An 18,785-nucleotide genomic window follows, 5' to 3' on the forward strand; every position below is an offset into this window, starting at 1 on the left:
CGTCTGATGCATGCGGTGAAGACGGCGCCTCGGTGCCCGCGTTTGCCTGGATACATGAGGTGAGACGCACCGCCGGAGGCATCTTCATGAGGTCTGTTCAGCCCACGAACGCGCGATGGACACCCCCGTGCGGGGACAACGTAGAGATGGTCGAGGTCGGCCCCCACTGGGATGCCGTGCGCGCTCCCGTGGAGATCGGTGAGCGTGCGCTGGAGTTACTCGGCGGGGCGACCGGTGCCGTCATCGCCGACTACGCACAGATGTACTGGCTGATCCCCCCGAGAAGCGCCCAGTACTGGCGACGCCTCCCGGCGGTGCAGGCACTCGGGGCAGCCTCGATCTCGTACATCGGTGTGCCTCCCATCAGCCACACCGCCGGGCCGGTACTGCACTGGCGCGTCCCGCTCGGGCCCGACCGCTACCTCACGGACAGCCCTCTGTTACGTGGAGCCCTGGCCCAGGTGGTCGCCGCCGAGTTCGGCCCCGACCGGGAGGTCGGCCGGTGACCACCACCTACGGCCGCGGCCCCGCGCCGCTCGTTCTGGGGGCGTACCTACGAGCGCTCCGGCTGGCCAGGGACCTCACGCTCTGCGATGCCGCGGAGGTCATCGGCAGCTCGGCGGCCAAGCTGAGCCGGATGGAGACCGGCCAGGTGGCACAGCAGTGGCAGGACGTGAAAACACTCCTCCGGTTCTACGAGGTGACCCACTGGTTCACCATCGTCGGCGCACTGCGGTGGTCGGGCCAGCAGTCGAGCGCTCCCAAGCGCAGGGCGGGCACCATCCACGACAACGCCGAAGGCTGGGCCGACCGACTGCGCGCCTGCGAGCACCACGCATCCGCGATCTGCGTCTACGCCTCGGCCACCATCCCGCGCATCGTGCAGACCACCGAATACCCTGCGGCCCAACTTCCCCTGCTGCCATCGTCCACCCAGCCGCAGGACGTCACCGTCATCCTCGACGGGGCGACGCTCCTGCGCACCTTCGGAAACCCGCAGGCCATGGCGGCCCAGATGGCTCACCTGCAACGCCTGGGGGTCTCCCCATTCGGCCCCCGAATCTTGGTGGTGCCCTTCCAAGCCGGGGTCATCCCGCCGCCGGGCATCTTGCACCGCTTCCAACTCCACGGGCACGAGGTCTTCGCCGAGGAGACGAGGAGCGCGCTCTACACCACTGGAGCGGACAGCCAGGCGGCACGCAGATGCATGGCCGCTGGGCTTGCCGCTGCAAAGGACCCCGAGGCGAGTGCCGCACTGCTGGACGTAGCGCGCCGACGCTTTGAGCAGCTGGCCTGGCACCCGGAATCGGATCCGCTTCTGGAAGAGCTGACAGCATGACCGCGAGTCTGCTGGGCCCGGCCGCCGTGAACGAGTGGCGCGCAGCTCTGGGGCACGCCGCGGGCTGCCTGGCCTGCCGGACGTCCGGCGCCAGGTGCGAGACGGGGGAGCGGCTGCTGGGCGCTTACGAGCGGGCTGCGCGGCAGGCCCGGTCAGAGGAGGGCCAATGAGGCACCGACGCCAGGCCCCGCCGAACGGGCAGAGCTCTTTGCCCTCCGCGCCACCCCGCCCGGGCCCGCTGCTCAGCGCGAGCTCCGCGCTGCGGGCACTCGCCGCCCACCTCTGCATCGCGGGCACCCCAACCCCATAGACCGGGTGGGCCGCCGGCGGCCCGGGGATCCCCCGCCCCGGGTTGGACTTCGCGGTCGGCGGCCCACCCTCCAAGCCCCCTGCCGGTCGGTATGCCGAGGCGCGGCCACCGACAAGGCAGGGGCAGTGGGGCCCGTCCGGGCGGACCACCGGACGGGCCCCACCCCGGCAAGACCAGACCAAGTCATCCGACATAGGAGACAATGTGACCGTCACCGCAGAACGGCCGCTCAGCACCGCGACCGACCCCAGGGCGCTCCTCAGCGCCGCTCTCCTCGACCGGCTCGCCACACGCATCGTGAAGGACCACGACGTCGCGCTGCCACTCGCCGAGCGGATCGTCGTTCAGACCGCGGCTTTCCTCGCTGCCTGCGCCAACACCACCGGCCGACCGTTAACGCCCAGCACGGCCGTCGACATCGGCTGGCACGCCTTCATCCTCCACACCTGCGACTACGCCGACTTCTGCCAGCGCGTTGCGGGACACTTCATCCACCACGTCCCCACGAACCCGGCGGAGGGCGAGCACGGCACAGCCGCGGCGGCGCGGCAGCGCACTCTCGACGCCATCGCGGCCGCCGGGTACGCGGTGGACGCCGACCTCTGGCCCGAAGCAGCCGACTGCAGTCAGTGCCATGCGGGCTGCTCCGACAGCCCCAACAGCGGAAAGAGTTGACGTAAGCACGCCGTCGGCCGCCCGGCACCGCCGCCGGGCGGTCGGCCCACGGGAACGGAGGGCGCATGACGGAGACCGCCTGGGACACCTACGCGCAGCAGAAGCCCCAGCGGCGGCCCGTGAACGCCGCCGGGGAGACGACGTGGTTCAACTGGACGCAGTACCCCGACCACGGCCCCGGTGCCGAAATACTCGGTGTAAGTCGCGGCTCGGCCGTCCTGGAGCTCGGCTGCGGGAAAGGCGGCAACCTCGCGCACGTCGCAACACTCGGCGCGCGGGCCGTCGGCGTGGACCTGTCCCTGGCCCAGCTCAGGGCTGCCGAAGCCCGATGGTCTGACACCGCTGAGTTGGAGCTGCACCAGGCGGACGCCCTCGACTTCCTCGCCCACTGCACGGACACTTTCGACGCGGTGTTCTCCGTCTTCGGCGCGGTGTGGTTCATCGACCCTGCCCGACTGCTGCCGGCGATTCGTGAGCGCCTCCGCCCGGGCGGCATGCTCGCCTTCTCCCAGCGTCCGCCTGCCGAGGGCTGCTACGGCTGTCAGGCGTCGTACATCACCAGGTCCGAGGACGAGGACCCGCTGGTGGTGAAGCGCTGGGACTACGAACCACCGCGCTGGACGCGGATCCTGCGCCAGCACGGGTTCACCGGAGCGACCGCGCACGTGCTGCCCGCGCCGGTCGGCCCCCGGAAGATCGGCACTCTGCTGGTTCGCGCCACGATGGGCCCTGCGACTCTCTGACCTGCTGCGCAGTGGGTGCCCCGGCAGAGTTCCAACCTGCGGCACCGTCTGGCGACGTTGATGTCACACCGAAGTGCGCTCGTGCGGCAGAGAGGCCGAGTGTGGCGCCTCCCTGGGGGAGAAACCCCAGGTCAGCGGCTTAATGCATGGTGCCCCCGGCAGGGCACCACGCAGAAGGATGACCCCACTGACCTGCGGAATTTGGTCGGCAGGCTGGTGATCAAGGGCAGCTTCGAACCCGTGTCGTGGGGCGGAGCGGGTCGATGAATGGCGAGAGGTCGACACACGCCGGTAGCCGGGCGGGGGCTGCTTTCGAGCGAGCGGTCACGCTTCGGGCGGTGACGCTGATCATGGCGGCGGTGGTGGGGCTGACGTTCTTGTTCGGCTTCGGCAATGTATGGACCCTCGCGTTGCGGTTGGGTGTGCCGTCGTGGGTGGCACCCCTTGTGGCCCCGGCGGTAGATCTTTCTGTGCTGGGTTTGCTGCTGGGTACCCGCTATCTCGCGCTGCAGGGTGCGAGCCGGGAGCAGCTCCGGCCAGCGCGTCGGTTGCTGGTCTTCTCCAGCCTGATGACCTTGGCGCTGAACGTGACGGATCCGCTGCTGGCCGGTCAGAACGGCAAAGCTGCTTTCGACGCGGTGGGGCCTTTGCTGTTGATCGGTTGGGCAGAGGTGGGTCCGGGGCTTCTGCAGGCCATCAGTCGTGCCGAGGGTGAGGTGTCATCTGAGTTTGAGAGAGCAGAAGCCCCCACGAGCCCCGCAGAACGCGCTGCGGCGATGATGGAGCAGGACCGCATCAACGTCGACCTCGTTCCGTCTCTGGACGAGGATGATCAGCGAAGCCAGCTCGGTGCTGATGGGGACGACCTTCTGAAGCGCGCGCTGGCAGAAGACGCGTGGCATTGGGAGACGTATCAACGGCCGATCTCGGCTGAGACGCTACGGAAGCAGCTGCACATCGGGGCAGCCAGATCCCGGATGCTGGTGTCCATGGTGCGCTCGGCAAGGGCTGATTATCTGTCGATGGGGGCACGGTCTGTCGAGTCTGGTCGTGTCTTCTCGGTCTCGCCGTCAGTTGACGGTGCGGGCGAAGAGGGCTGGTGCGTCGAGCACGTTTGAGGTGGCGGTTCCGTATCGCGCGAGGTGTGGTCTATGTCACCTGGGCTGAGCGAGGTGATTGTCCTGAATGTGGACTCATGTCCCTTTGTGGCTGCCTGGACTGGTGTGCGAGGCGATGTCTACTCTCGCGTTCACGATTCCATCGAGAATTGTTCATAACTGAGCAAGGTCTGGGGAGGCCTTGTGGGGGGAGTCTGCTATGCCTTTGGGCATTCGGCGGTGTACACGCGTGTCCGGGGTGGCGTTGGTTACCTCGGTCATCTTGGGAGCGCTCCCGCACGCTGGTGTACAGGGCGCCGACGTGCGCACGGCGCCGGTTGCCAAGGAGGCGCGCGGTGTGACGAGCGCGGTGAGCGAGGAGCTGGCGCGGGCGGCTGCTGAGCGTGAGGGCAAGCCGGTGGAGATCGCCTCACTGCGGGGTGAGAGCAGCGAGGTGTTCGCCACTCCTGACGGGCAGTTGGAAGCCAGAGAGTACCTGCGTCCCGTTCGAGCGCGCGTAGATGGTGAATGGAAGGCCATCGACACCGCGCTGGTGAAGACCGGCGACGGGATGGTTGCGCCGAAGGCGACGACGGTGGACTTGGAGTTCTCCGGTGGTGGGAGTGTGCCGCTGGTGCGGATGACGAAGGCGGGGCGAGAGCTGGCCCTGTCCTGGCCCACGGACCTGCCGGCCCCGCGATTACAGGGCGACACGGCCACCTATCCGGACGTCCTGCCGGATGTGGACCTGCGGATGGGAGCCCAGGAAGACGGCTTCACGCAGCTGTTGGTGGTGAAGTCGGCCGAGGCCGCGGCCAGTGAGGAACTGGCGGAGTTACGGCTGAAGCTGGACGCGGGCGGCCTGGACGTCCAGGAAACCGGCACCGGCGGGGTCGCGGCGAACGACAAAGGCGCGGGCGGCGCGGTGTTCGAAGCGCCTCAGCCAGTGATGTGGGACTCCAGCCCCGGCCCCGGCGCACAGGAGACCGTCGGCGCACGGGCAAAGGCCGCTGACGTATCCGAAGCCGACGATGGGGAAGAGCCGGCCGCGGGTGAGTCGGGGAAGCTGGCCCCGGTGGGGGTGGAGGTACCGGCGGCGCAGGATGAGCTGGTGCTAAAGCCGGATGCCGATGTGCTGAAGGGCGAGGGTACGGTGTACCCGGTCTTCATCGACCCTCAGTGGTACTCGCCGAAAGCGTCGGCGTGGACGATGGCGTCGAAGTACTGGGCGTCGTCACCGCAGTGGAAGTTCAACGGTGACTCAGACGGCGGCATGGGGTACTGCGGCTGGAATTACTGCCAGCCGCAGGACACCAAGCGCCTCTTCTACCGGATCCCGACGTCGCGGTTCGCGGGCAAGTCGGTGCTGTCGGCGGAGTTCGTGGTGCGGAACACGTGGTCCGCCTCGTGTGACGCGCGAGGCGTGCAGCTGTGGCGCACCAAGGGGATCTCCTCCTCGACGACGTGGAACTCACAGAACGCGGACGGCTTTTGGATCGATCATCTCAAGACGGAGTCGTTCGCCTACGGCTACGACGGCTGTGCGGCAAAGGACGCGGAGTTCTCCGTGAGATCTGCCGTACAGGAGGCCGCGGACAAGAAGTGGTCGACGATGACGTTCGGCCTGCAGGCGTCCAGCGAGAGCGATCGGTACGGGTGGAAGCGGTTCTCGGATGACGCGTATCTGCGGGTGAAGTACAACCGTCCGCCCGCACAGGTCAGGATGTCGCAGCTGACCATGGAGTACGGAGGCACCTGCAAGAAGCCGGGGGACGCGGCGCGGGTGCGCACCCTGGGCAAGGTCTCCGCCAACAACATCACCGACCCGGACCGCGACAGTGTTGCGGTGCAGTTCCAGGCGAAGTGGGACGCGGGCGACGGCAAGGGGCTGATCGCGCGGTGGAAACCCGCGTTGACCTCGTCGAAGCGGTCGGGTTCGGACTTCGCGATCGCGTTGCCGTCCTCGATTCCGGCGAACAAGACCGTCCATTGGTATGTCCGCTCCTACGACGGTGCGCAGTACTCGCCGTGGTCGTTCGCGGGCGGTGCGACGGGGTGCTACTTCGTCTATGACACCTCGGTGCCGAAGGCACCCGCGGTCGCGTCGGGCGAGTATCCGGCGTCGGACCCGGAGGATCCTGAGGATCCGTGGCTGGACGGGGTGGGCCAGTACGGCACGTTCGAACTGGACTCGTCCTCCACGGATGTGACGCGGTACCGCTGGGGTTTCAACGGCGATCCGGTGTCGGCGAACCAGGTGTCCACCTCCGCCGGTGCGGCCAGGTCGGTCAAGGTGCTCCCGGCGAAGCCGGGCCTGAACTTCGTCACCGCCCAGGCCTTCGATGAGGCGGGGAACGGTTCGGAGATCCGCACCTATCAGTTCCGGGTGAAGGCCGGGCAGCCGGAGCGGGCGACGTGGCAACTGGACGAGAAGCCCGGTTCCGCTCAGGCGGAGGGTTCGACGCCGCCTCGTACGCTCGCTCTGCACGGTGGCGCCGCTACCGGGGCGGAGGGTGTTGTGGGCAAGGGGCTGTCGCTGAACGGTACGGACGGCTACGCGGCCACGGACCTGTCCGTGGTCGACGGCACCCGCGGGTTCTCGGTGTCGGCGTGGGTGAAGCTGTCGGAGGTGCCCGACCACGCGGCGATGGTGGCGTCCCAGATCGGCAACCAGACCGCCGGTTTCGAGCTGTACTACTCCGCCAGTTACGACCGGTGGGTGTTCAACACCTTCGCCGCCGACGAGCCCGGCGCCACGATCGTACGGGCGATGCCCGGCACACCGGGCGGGGTGAAGGCCGGGGTGTGGACCCATCTGGTCGGCGCGTACGACAGCGTGGACAAGAAACTGCAACTGTTCGTCAACGGCAAGCTGGCGGGCACGGCCTCCCACGACATCGACTGGAACGCCCGCCGGGGCCTGATGATCGGCGCGGGTGCGTCCGGCGGAGAGGCCAAGGACTTCTTCCCCGGCACGATCGACGAGACGCAGCTCTTCGACAAGCCCGTCGCCCAGGACGAGGTCGACAAGCTCCACGCCCACCAGACCGTCGGCGACCCAGGCCGCCCCGCGGTGGCGGTCTTCCACCTCGACGAGGAAACCGGCGCCACCGACATCCAGGGCCACGGCGGAGTGATCCCCGCTAAGTACGTGGGCGGCGCCACCACGGGAGCGGCCGGTGTGGCGGGCAAGGCCACTCGGTTCAACGGCACGGACGGATACGCCAAGATCGGCCAGGAGCGCGCTCCCCATGTCAACACCTCGCGCAGCTTCACGGTCTCGGCCTGGGCCAAGCTGGACAAGAAGCCGGACGGCGCCGCGGTCATCACAGCCCAGACCGGGGAATACGCCCCGGGCTTCGAGCTGTACTACTCCAAGACCTACGACCGGTGGGCGGTCAACCAGTACTCCGCCGACACCGCGGACGCGACACCGATCCGGGCCATGCAACCGGACGGGACGCAGGCGCGCGCGGGGGAGTGGGTGCATCTGGTCGGCGTGCACGACACGGTCGCCAACACCCTTACCCTGTACGTCAACGGGGCCAAGGCCGGATCGACTCAGCTGGCCGGTGCGTTCTATGCGGATCAGTCGATGTACATCGGAGCCGGCTCCTACAGCGGAGGGGTCGACAATCACTTCCCGGGCACGATCGACGATGTGCGGCTGTTCGACCGCCCGGTCTCGGCCACCGAGGCGCAGCAGTTGTTCAAGCAGCGCGCGCTGGTCAAGGGACGCTGGACATTCCAGCAGGCGGCCGGTTCGCCACTGACCACACCGGACACCTCCGCGTCCGGCAACGACATGACACTCAACGGCGGCGCACAGGTCGGAGCGGGCTGGGTCGACGGTGGCCTCCTGCTCGATGGCGTCAACGACTACGCCGCGACGTCCACGGTGCCGGTGGACACGAGCGCGAGTTTCACGGTGACGGCATGGGTACAAGCCGCGGCCGTACCGAAGGACGAAGTGGCGCTGCTCAGCGCGCCGGGCGCACTGCAGGATGTGTTCGCGGTGCGGTATGTGCCCAGTACCACGCCGGACTCCGACCCGGGCCGGTGGCGCATCTCCATGGCGAGTGCGGACAGCAAGGACGCCACGATCACGCATATCGAGAATGGCCAGTTCTCCAGCCCTGCTGACTGGACACATCTGGCGCTGGTCTATGACGGGTTCGCCAGGCAGCTCAGGCTCTACGTGAACGGAGAGCTGGAAGAGACCGCCTGTGCGGATAGCGATGGGGACGGTGTGTCGGACGATGCGGCCTGCACTGACCGGATCTCCCAAGCGGACAACGTGCTGTCCTTCAAAGGCACACAGCCGCTGCAACTGGGGCGTGCCAAGACCGGGACCACCTGGGGTGAGTACTGGCCAGGCGCAGTGTCCGATATGTGGTCTTTCCAGGGCGCGTTGACGGATACGCAGATCGCCCAGCTAGCCATTGGTATGCCTGGCATGCCCACGGACGTACCAGGCGGCGACTGACATTCGCAGAGGGTGAGGCCGAGTGGCCTCCGGCCACCAGGCCACCGGCAGTTCCCGAGTATCGGCTTTCTCTCTACCCCGTGGCGTATGCCTACGGCGGTGCATACAGCGAGGGATGAAGGACAGGGATGAACGGCAGATCGAGCAAGCGGTTACGGACACTGCGACCTCGTGTCGCGCTGGCCTCGGCCGTGGTCATGGTCGCGACCTTGCTGCAGGGAGTGGCGCAGCCTGCTGTTGCCGCAGACGACGGAAAAGGACGCCCTGTCCTTCCCCGTGCGGAGCAGCCGGTGCCCGGCACGATCGGCAAGGTCAAGCCGCGCACGGTCATGAAGGGGCCCCGTACCCCGCAGTCCGCCCCTCGCACCACTTGGCCGAGGGCGGCATCAGGGGTGGTGACACTTCCCGCCGCCGGTGGGAAGGCCGGGACAGGGCCGAAAAAGGTGCGTGGCCTGCCGCTGGCCCTGGATGCGGAAGGGGGGCGCGGCAAGGCAGCCCGCGGTGACGTTACTGCCCGGGTGCTGGGTCGCGAGGTAGCGCGGAAGGCCGGGGTTGACGGACCGCTGTTCACGCTGCAGCCCCACCCGGGGCAGAAAAGCGTGAAGAACACCATGGCGGGCCGGGTACGGGCCCGAATCGACTACGCGTCCTTCGCCGGGGTCTACGGTGGCGGCTACGCGTCCCGACTGACGTTGGTCGAGTTGCCCGCTTGCGTGCTGACGACGCCGGCCAGACGGCAGTGCCGTACGCCCAAGCCTGTCGAGGTCGTCAACGACACCGAGAAACGGACTCTCACCGCTCAGGACCTGTCTTTGCGTGCGGGTGAACCGACGGTGCTGACGGCCGTAGCAGAAGAGAAGGGAGACAAGGGGGACTACAAGGCCACCTCGCTCTCGCCTTCTGCGACGTGGAACACCAACCTGAACACCGGCGACTTCACCTGGTCGTACGGTATGCCCGTACCGGACGTGCCAGGCGGACTGACACCGAGCGTAGGAGTGTCGTACTCCTCGGGCGGAGTCGACGGCCGCACCGCGAACACCAACAACCAGTCCTCCTGGGTGGGCGACGGCTTCGACCTGTGGCCGGGCTACATCGAACGCCGCTACAAACCATGCGCGGAAGACGGAGTGAAGAACGCGGACGGCGGCAAGCCGGGCGATCTGTGCTGGGCCTACGACAACGCGTTCATCTCCTTCAACGGCAAGGGCGGGGAGCTGGTGCCCAACGGCACCAACTCCTGGAAGCTCAAGAGTGACGACGGCACGAAGATCGACCGCCTCTACGGTTCGACCGACAACGTACGCGGTAACGATGCGAGGAATGACGAGTACTGGCGGGTCACCACACCCGACGGCAACCGCTACTACTTCGGCTACAACCGCCTGCCGGGATGGGCCGATGGCAAGGAGACCACCGATTCCGCGTGGACGACGCCGGTGTTCGGCAATGGTGCCGACGAGCCTTGCCATGGGGCGACGTTCGCCGACTCCTGGTGCCAGCAGGCATGGCGATGGAACCTGGACTACGTCGTCGACCCCCACGGCAACGCCATCGCCTACTACTACGACAAGGAAACGAACTCCTACGGCCGCAACCTCAAGGCCAAGGACAACACCCGCTACGTCCGCGGGGGTGACCTGGACCGGATCGAGTACGGCCTGAAGTCGTCCTCGATGTACGGCACCAAGGCGCTGGCCAAGGTCGACTTCACCAGCGGCGAGCGCTGCCTGCCTGATGAGCAGACCGACTGCGCGTCCATCGACAAGGACGCTTTCTACTGGTACGACACCCCCTGGGACCTGAACTGCACGGTGGACGAGGACTGCGACGACGGTCGGCTCTCGCCGGTGTTCTTCACGCGCAAGCGGCTGACCCGGATCACCGCACAGGCCCTCGACAGCGGCACCTACAAGGATGTCGACTCCTGGGCGTTCGCCCATCGCTGGGGCAAGGCTGACACCGACTACCAACTGGAGCTGGAATCCATTCAGCGCACCGGCCACAGCGCTGACCCAGCCATCACGCTACCGAAGACCACGTTCGCCTACACCCAGTTGGCCAACCGCCTGGATAAGACCGGCGACGGTTACGCACCGTTCATCAAGGACCGGCTGTCCACGGTCGCCGATGAGTCCGGTGGGCAGATCGACGTCAAGTACTCCGCTGAGGAATGTGACTGGGACTCCCTGCCGACCCCGCAGACGAACACCACGCTCTGTTTCCCGCAGTACGTCGGCGGCAGTACCAGCGACGACCCTGAACGGCAGTGGTTCAACAAGTACGTGGTCACCTCCGTGACCACAACCGACCGCACTGGTGGCGCGCCTGATCAGGTGACCGCCTACGACTACAAGGGCGGCGCGGCCTGGCATTACGACGATGACGACGGACTGACCAAGGAGAAGTTCAAGACCTGGTCGCAGTGGCGCGGCTACGGGCAGGTGCGGGTCCAGACCGGTGGCCAGGGTGGGACGGGTGCGATGAAGTCGCAGCAGGACACCTACTTCCTGCGCGGCATGGACGGCGACCGCAAGGACACCGGAGGCGGCACCAGGAGTGTCACCGTGGCGCTCGATGATGACGAAGGCGACCCGATCACCGACCATGATTCGGCGGCCGGCTTCGCCTACAAGACAGTCAGCTTCTCCGGGCCGGGCGGAAAGGTCCTCACCAAGACCATAAACCGGCCCTGGCACCACGAGACCGCGAAAAAGGTCCGCGACTGGGGCACGGTCACAGCCAACCTCACCGGGACCGCCCACACCAAGACCTTCACCTCACTGGATGACGGGGCCGGGACCAAATGGCGGACCGCATCAACGGCCACCAGCTTCGACACGGTGGCCGGTCGGATCACCCAGGTCGACGACTTCGGTGACAACGACACCGCCGCCGACAACACCTGCACCCGCACCACCTACGCCACCAACACCGACAAGAACATCCTCACCCTCCCCTCCCGGGTAGAAGCGGTCGCCACAGCCTGTGACACGACCGCCAACCGACCGGACGACGTCATCTCCGACGCGCGAACCGCCTACGACGGCGGCACCTATGGCGACGCCCCCACGAAAGGCGACGCCACCGGAACCGCGGTACTGAAGAAGTACGACGGAACCACCGCCGTCTATGTGGAGTCCGGCTCGACCTACGACTCCTACGGACGGAAGCTCACCAGCACCGACCTGACGGCCGACGTCACCGTCACCGCGGCCGGAGCACTCAAACGGACCGCTCGCACCGACGGCCGTACCACCACAACCGCCTACACTCCCGCCTCCGGTTTGCCCACCAGCGCGAAGGTGACCTCGCCCCCCGCCAAGACCGGCGACGCGAGCACCGCGCAGACCACGACCACCACGCGCGACGTGCTGCGCGGCCTGCCGCTGACCCAGACCGACACCAACGACAAGGTCACCAACTACGCCTACGACGCCCTGGGCCGCTCCACCAAGGTCTGGCTGGCCGACCGGCTCACCGGCCAGACCCCCACCTACGAGTTCACGTACACCGTCACCGACCGGCAGCCGGTGGCGGTGGGCACCAAGACACTCGGGAACAACGGTACCCAGCAGACCTCCTACACCCTCTACGACGGCCTGCTACGTGAACGGCAGACACAAGCTCCCGGACCAGACGGCGGACGGCTGCTGACCGACGTCTTCTACGACGAACGGGGCCTGAAAGCCAAGGACTTCGCCACCTACTACGCTGACGGCAAGCCGAGCGGCACCCTGTTCAAGCCAGAAGACGCACTGAACGTCGAAACGCAGAACCGCTACACCTATGACGGCCTGGGCAGACAGACCGAGGCACGGCAAATCGCCGGAAACGGCGACGGCGGCACGGTCCTGGGCGTCACCAAGACGATCCACGGTGGCGATCGCACCACGGTCATCCCACCCGTGGGCGGTACCGCTACCACCACCCTCACCGACGCCCGCGGTAAAACCACCGAACTGCGCCAACTCCACCAGCGCACGGTCGGCGCCGCCTATGACACGACCACCTACGCCTACACACCACGCGGCGAACTGAAGACGGTCACCGACCCAGCCAAGAACACCTGGAGCTACAGCTACGACCTTCTCGGCCAGCTCACCCGTGCCAAGGACCCGGACAAGGGCACGACCAGCAGCGTCTACGACGACCGCGGTCAGCTGACCTCCACCACCGACGGACGCAACACCACCCTCGCCTACGTCTACGACGGCCTTGGCCGGCGGACCGAGCTGCGCAAGGACTCGCCCACCGGCGAGCTGAGAGCGAAATGGGTCTACGACACCGTCAGTAACTCGAAGGGCTACCTGGCGGAATCCACCCGCTACGACAACGGCCGGGCCTACACCTCCAAGGTCGTGGCCTACGACCGCCTCTACCGAGCACTGCGCACGTCCGTCACCATCCCCGCCGAAGAGGGCCCACTCCAGGGCACCTATCTGTCCGCCACTACGTACAAAGTCTCCGGACTCGTGGAAGGGAAGGGCTATCCCAAGGCCGGATCCCTTCCAGCGGCCACCATGGCCTACACCTACGAGGACGAGACCCTGCGCCCCATCGCCATCGACGGCAGCCAGGGCGTGAAATCCAGTGTCCTTTACAGTCTGACCGGCAAACCGCAGCAGTACGAACTCTCCAGCGGCGGCGGCAAGAAAACCTGGGCCACCAACACCTACGAATGGGGCACCCAGCGCCTGGCCACGGCGCGGGTGGACCGGCAGGACGTGGCGGGCGTCGACCAGTACAACACGTATCGCTACGACGAGGCGGGCAACGTGCTGTCGGTATCGGACGTCTCCCGCTCCGGCACCGACAACCAGTGCTTCACTTACGACTACTTGCAGCGCCTGACCGAGGCATGGACCCAGGGCGGCAAGGAATGCGCCGCCACCCCGAGCGGCAGTGTGCTGGGCGGCCCGGCTCCGTACTGGACCTCCTACACCTACGACCAGGTCGGCAACCGCAGGACGGAAACCCTGCACAACCCGTCGGGCGATGCCGCCAAGGACACCAAGCGCACCTACGACTATCCCGACCCGGGCAGCGCACAGCCACACACTCTGACGGCCGTCAAAGCCAGCGGGCCCAGTGGAACCGCGCAAGACACCTTCGGCTACGACAAGAGTGGCAACAACACCACCCGAAAGCTGGGCGGCGACACCCAGACCCTTGACTGGGACACCGAGGGGCACCTGTCGAAGGTGACCGAGCCGGTCGAGGGCGGTGCCGACAAGGTCACCGAATACCTCTACGACGCCGACGGCAACCGGCTCATCGGCCGCACCTCCACCGAGACCACCCTCTACCTGGGCGCCACCGAGATCACGCTGCCCAAGGGGTCATCCACACCGAGGGCCACCCGCTACATCGACCTCGGCGGCGGCCACCAGGCCGTACAACAGGACGACGGCAGCGTCTCCTTCACACTCGCCGACCATCACGGCACCGCACAACTCGCCATCGACGCCGCCTCCCAGAAACTCACCCAGCGACGCACCCTGCCCTTCGGTGATCTGCGTGGCGAGGAACCTGCCGCCTGGCCCGGCACCAAGGGCTTCGTCGGCGGGACCGACGACACCAAGGCCACCGGCCTCACCCACCTGGGCGCCCGCGAATACGACCCCACCACCGGCCGCTTCCTGTCCGTCGACCCGGTCATGGACCTGACCGACCCCCAGCAGATCAACGGCTACGCCTACGCCAACAACAACCCGGTCACCGGCTCCGACCCCACCGGGCGCTTCTGCGACGGTTGCAGCGCCGATGGCGCCAACAACAACTGGACTCCGAGCCACGGTCCGGGCTGCACCACAGAGGGCTGCTACGACACCAGTGGCCGTATCCTCTACCCGGTCTCCAGCGGCCCTTCCCGAGCCCGGCCCAGCGGCGGCAATTCCTACCGTCCCGGGCGGACGATCAACATCACCCAGAAAAAGGGTGAACTGCGGCTCGAGGGCATCAGGATTCCGTCCGCCGGCGAACTGGCGAAGCGCTTCCCGGGGTACGACAGCGAAGAGCAGCTCCAAAGATGGGCGCAGCAGAAGTGCTATTCGCCGTCCACCCGGCCCGAGGGATTCTGCTCGGCCGCCGAGGCGATCGGGCTGGTGAACTACGAACAGAACGGCTTCGAGAAACTGGTGACCGCGGTCGCGGTCAGCGTGGCCTCCCCGGATATCGGCGCGTGGAAGAGCTGCCTGAGCGGCAAGAGCCTCAAAGCCTGCGGCGCGGCCTCGCTCGACCTCCCATGGGCCCGGGCCTTCAAGGGGCTCAAGGTCCTCAAAGCCTGCAACAGCTTCACCCCAGACACCCAAGTGCTGATGGCCGACGGCACGACGAAACCTATCGAGGACGTCCAGATCGGCGACAAGGTCCTCGCCACCGACCCCAAGACCGGCAAGACCACCACCAAGACGGTCACCGCCGAGATCAAGGGCAACGGCCTGAAACACCTCGTCAGAATCACCCTCGATCTCGACGGCAAGAGGGGCGAGAAGACCGCCTCCATCACCGCGACCGACGGCCACCCCTTCTGGGTCCCCGAACTCCACGCATGGATCAACGCCACCGACCTCCGCACCGGCCAGTGGCTCCGCACCTCCGCCGGCACCCACCTCCAGATCACCGCCGTCAAGTACTGGACCCAGCAAGCCACGGTCCACAACCTCACCATCACCGACCTCCACACGTACTATGTGCTGGCGGGGGCCACTCCGGTCCTGGTTCACAATTCCACACCGTGCGATCCTCCTCTGAAGTCGCTGCACCCTGACAGTTCACTCGATAAGAGTTCGCTGGATTTCTGGGGCAAGCAAGACACAGAAGATATCGTCTTTTCGTTGAGGCCAGGTGCGAAGGAGGCGCTGAGGGTGAAGCCGGACGGGACGATCGCGAATGGAAACACTCGGATAAAGGTCCTGCGGGATCGCGGATACGATATCGACTCCTTGCCTCGCGAGCCCTATGGCAGCAGCCGACCAATGACGGACGAGGATTTCTGGGACATGGATCAATGAGTATTCGAGATCGAGTGCTCGCAGTCCTGGAGTCGGAGTCCAAGGAAGTGTTCCTGCTGGCCTTGGGGCATCGGCTAGGAATATCGGCGCGGTTCATTTTCTCGGAGGGAAGTTCGGATGCGCTGCAACAAGCCCGAGCTTGCAATGAGATGATGATCGCCATTTGGTTGCAGGTGTGGGCTATGAAGGATGCTGAAGGGGGTGGCTACCCAGATTCAGAATTCCTTCCGATCCTGCTAGGGAAGGCTGACGCAGGAAACGCGCGTCCGCATCTTCGTAATGCAATCGAGAGTGCCCTGCTCTCAGTCGGCGGAGATGGGGATAGGGGCGGAGAGTGATATAAGTCCGTAACCTGCCCAGGTCGTGAGATCCCAGAACGCTGAGGAGCCCCGTCGGAAGGACATTCCGGCGGGGCTCTTGGGGCGTTTGACGGCAACGCTGACGGCAACGTCAGCGGACGGCTGCTGCGGCGGGTGGGTCGTCACGTCTGTCACCCTCGACGCTGAGCACTTCATAGAGGGTGTCGATGGCTTGGCGTTGGAGGCGGAGCCGGACGGTGGGCGTAGACGCCGGCGGTGACGCCGATGTGCGCCTGGCCGAGGGCTCGGGCAGGCCGGCGTGGACACGGCCTGTTCGGTGCGCCAGGCGCGGCGGGCGACCGCAGCGCGCCGAGAGTGACGGAGTAGCGGCGAAGACGCGGGGGTGGGTGCGGGCGGTGTCGAGCACGGACGCCCGCGACGCCATCGCGCCCGGCACGAAAACCCTGTCGACGACCGAATACCGCTGGCTGGCCTGCCGGTTGACAGAGGCCTTGAGGGACGCGCTCAGGGTCGCGGAATCGCGGGGACAGCGCATCCCGGATCAGGAAGAGGCGACCGAGGATGCCTGACTCTCCGAATGCCGGCGCACCGGTACGCAATGACTCTCGGGGGCGCTACCGCTTCCGCGAGTACCACGTGACCACCGTCCCCGACCCCATGGCCCTGCCAGCGTTCGAGGCGGTCTGCGTCATCGGCGAAGCGCGCAACTGCGGCGCACCTCAGGCACGCTGCACACCCCCGACGAACTGACCCTTTGGATCGCCGGACACTGCGCCCAGAGCGGCCACGAGTTCTACGAGCAGATCGTCCGCGCTCTCGTCCGCGTCGAACAGGGGGCGTGGCAGTAGGGCAATAGAGTCCCCCTTCGCCGACACCACGCCAGCGGCAACGCGACCGTGCAGCCCGAGCCGCTGACGGCAGTAGCGACGGCAACACCCACGGATTTCCCCGCACAACCACGGACGCCAGCGGATCCCGAAACAAGCGCTGACCTGCAAATAAGGAGGTAGAGCGGGTCCACGTAGCACACGTACTATGTGCTCGCGGGCCAGACACCGGTTCTCGTTCACAACGCCAAGTGCGGTGAACAGGGCGGCTCCTTGAGCCGGCTCTTCGGTAAGCGGAATAACCCAGCCTTCCGGAGCCGAATGCTACGGCGGGAGATCTTCGCGGGATCGCCCATGACATGGTTGATGAGAACGGCGCGTGGGCCCATGACCCGATGAAGAGGGGAATGCTTCAGGGGCAGGGTGATGAAGACCTACTACGGTTCGTTTTCCATCCAGACGACCCAGGGCGTAGCTTCATGACGATTGGAGGGGATGGACAGATGATGGAAGGCAACCATCGGATGGCTGAATTGATTTCCCGCGCCTCCGATCCTCGTAGTTCCATTTGCTGGGATAGGCCAATCTACATCCGAGGCTGGGGGTGAGTGGTGCGCCTGCGCGTGCGGAAGGTTGCGGGGAAGCTAGCGAGTAGCCACGTGAGGCAGCTTACTTCCCGGTCAGCTGACCACCTTATGGGCATTGCCATCGATAGAGGGCTTGCCCACAAGGGGAACTGTAAATGGCTTGCGGAGCGAAGAGGCGAGTATGGGCGTTGCTATCTGGTTCCGGCACTCGATACGCACCTCAAATCCTCGGATATCCGCTGCATCTTGGTGCTGCTGGACCGCAGCAATCGGGCAGTCTGGATGACCTTGGATGTCAGTCCGTGGATGCTGCTTGGGCTGCCGAAGTTGCGAGGGCGTGAAGTCGTTCACGTGATGGGCCGCTTGGCTTCCAACAGCCCTGTGGTTCGATGGGATGGCTCGCTCGAGAGCTGAGGCTTGTGGGGCCGGGTAGAGGCTCATACCTCCCGGATCTCGGCCATCGTGCGCACCGCACGGTCGCGCAGCTCAGGTGGGTAGGAGGGGGGCGTTCCATGACTCTGACCATTACACGGGAATTGAGCCCCACTTCGCCCGGGGCGGTTCACTCTTTGGGCTGGCTTTCCTGTTGCTGTCGGGCCCGGGCGCGGACGCCTGGGCAGCCTGGTGGTTGTGGCGGATGATCGTGATGCGATGGTGGACCGGGGCGGCCCGGGTGACGGTGCGAGGGGCGCCGGTCGCCGACGGGATGTGCGTTTCGAGTCCCGTGTCGACACGGTTCAGGGCCCGGAAGCGGAAGCTCTGGCTCGGCAGCAGGTGACCGCTATGTGTGACGTGGTGAGCTGGGTCGCGCAGCAGCGAGAGCAGAGCCGCGCTTCCGAATCGACCGCGCCCGACGAGGACGGGCCGGTGGGCCAGGGACCGGACCTCAGGTCATCGCCATCCGAGGGGTAGGCCTTGGGCCCTGCCGGCCTGCGCACCTTGCGGTGGGTGACCGGCTGCTTGCTGGAGTTACCCCCTCTGGTTCGAACCTGCGACGCTGAGGGCCGGTGCTGACGCTCCTCGTCCAGCCTTGCTGACCTGCGAAGTCGTGGGACGAGGACAGGTTGTGCGGCGGAGCCGGGTCCGCGCGCGGTCACTGGTCCCGGCGCCGTAGGTAGCCCCACGGGTAGGCGTATGACGCCCTCTGACCTGCGGCAACGCAGGGTGTAACCAAGTGCCCCCGGCAGGATTCGAACCTGCGACACCCGCTTTAGGAGAGCGGTGCTCTATCCCCTGAGCTACGGAGGCCCGGCGTCAGGGCGGCATGGTGGTGCCGCCGCGGCGTGCCGTCACAGTGTAGCGGGTCGGGTACGTGGGCGTTCGGGTGCTCCGGGGTGGTGGGGCCTGGGTTTCGCCTCGGGCCGGGGCGTCCCGGCCCGAGGCCT

Annotated in this window: 9 protein-coding genes and 1 tRNA gene; 9 read left to right on the top strand and 1 reads right to left on the bottom strand. The window is 66.6% G+C overall.

Features of this window, described 5'->3' with window-relative positions; genetic code table 11:
- Positions 1 to 146: 146 nt before the first annotated feature.
- From KHP12_RS30785 to KHP12_RS30825, 9 genes are all read left to right on the top strand, one after another.
- Positions 147 to 506, top strand: a complete 360-nt coding sequence (locus KHP12_RS30785; RefSeq protein WP_244202602.1) for a hypothetical protein — start codon at positions 147 to 149, stop codon at positions 504 to 506.
- Entirely contained in the window at positions 503 to 1,339 is an 837-nt protein-coding gene (locus KHP12_RS30790; RefSeq protein ID WP_167442398.1) for a Scr1 family TA system antitoxin-like transcriptional regulator, read from the top strand. Before KHP12_RS30785 ends, KHP12_RS30790 begins: the two co-directional genes overlap by 4 nt.
- On the top strand, positions 1,336 to 1,509 hold the full coding sequence (locus tag KHP12_RS30795; protein WP_167442397.1) for a hypothetical protein: 174 nt from the start codon (positions 1,336 to 1,338) through the stop codon (positions 1,507 to 1,509). The genes KHP12_RS30790 and KHP12_RS30795 overlap by 4 nt, the downstream gene beginning before the upstream one ends.
- Before the next feature lie 344 nt (positions 1,510 to 1,853).
- Positions 1,854 to 2,324 carry a glycine-rich domain-containing protein gene (locus KHP12_RS30800; protein ID WP_086881547.1) on the top strand — a complete coding sequence of 157 codons (471 nt, stop codon included), beginning with the start codon at positions 1,854 to 1,856 and terminating at the stop codon, positions 2,322 to 2,324.
- Between the two features lie 65 nt (positions 2,325 to 2,389).
- Positions 2,390 to 3,067: a class I SAM-dependent methyltransferase gene (locus KHP12_RS30805; RefSeq protein ID WP_086881548.1), complete on the top strand. Its 678-nt coding sequence runs from the start codon at positions 2,390 to 2,392 to the stop codon at positions 3,065 to 3,067.
- A 338-nt stretch (positions 3,068 to 3,405) separates the two neighbouring features.
- On the top strand, positions 3,406 to 4,185 hold the full coding sequence (locus KHP12_RS30810; RefSeq protein WP_208652974.1) for a SpdA protein: 780 nt from the start codon (positions 3,406 to 3,408) through the stop codon (positions 4,183 to 4,185).
- A 199-nt stretch (positions 4,186 to 4,384) separates the two neighbouring features.
- A complete protein-coding gene (locus KHP12_RS30815; RefSeq protein ID WP_211833948.1) occupies positions 4,385 to 8,650 on the top strand; it encodes a LamG-like jellyroll fold domain-containing protein in 4,266 nt (1,421 codons plus the stop codon).
- Between the two features lie 197 nt (positions 8,651 to 8,847).
- A complete protein-coding gene (locus tag KHP12_RS30820; RefSeq protein ID WP_438471126.1) occupies positions 8,848 to 15,666 on the top strand; it encodes a polymorphic toxin-type HINT domain-containing protein in 6,819 nt (2,272 codons plus the stop codon).
- 715 nt (positions 15,667 to 16,381) lie between these two features.
- Positions 16,382 to 16,555 (top strand): hypothetical protein, encoded by a 174-nt coding sequence (locus KHP12_RS30825; protein ID WP_167442471.1) that lies wholly within the window; start codon positions 16,382 to 16,384, stop codon positions 16,553 to 16,555.
- A 2,020-nt stretch (positions 16,556 to 18,575) separates the two neighbouring features.
- Here KHP12_RS30825 and KHP12_RS30830 read toward each other — a convergent pair.
- Positions 18,576 to 18,648 (bottom strand) — tRNA-Arg (locus KHP12_RS30830).
- Positions 18,649 to 18,785: the final 137 nt, after the last annotated feature.

The sequence above is a fragment of the Streptomyces asiaticus genome (assembly GCF_018138715.1).
In the GTDB taxonomy this organism is placed as follows: domain Bacteria; phylum Actinomycetota; class Actinomycetes; order Streptomycetales; family Streptomycetaceae; genus Streptomyces; species Streptomyces asiaticus.

Coding starts and splice junctions, on each gene's coding strand:
- KHP12_RS30795 (WP_167442397.1), top strand. CDS start 1,336: ATGACCGCGAGTCTGCTGGGCCCGGCCGCCGTGAACGAGTGGCGCGCA.
- KHP12_RS30805 (WP_086881548.1), top strand. CDS start 2,390: ATGACGGAGACCGCCTGGGACACCTACGCGCAGCAGAAGCCCCAGCGG.
- KHP12_RS30785 (WP_244202602.1), top strand. CDS start 147: ATGGTCGAGGTCGGCCCCCACTGGGATGCCGTGCGCGCTCCCGTGGAG.
- KHP12_RS30820 (WP_438471126.1), top strand. CDS start 8,848: ATGGTCGCGACCTTGCTGCAGGGAGTGGCGCAGCCTGCTGTTGCCGCA.
- KHP12_RS30815 (WP_211833948.1), top strand. CDS start 4,385: ATGCCTTTGGGCATTCGGCGGTGTACACGCGTGTCCGGGGTGGCGTTG.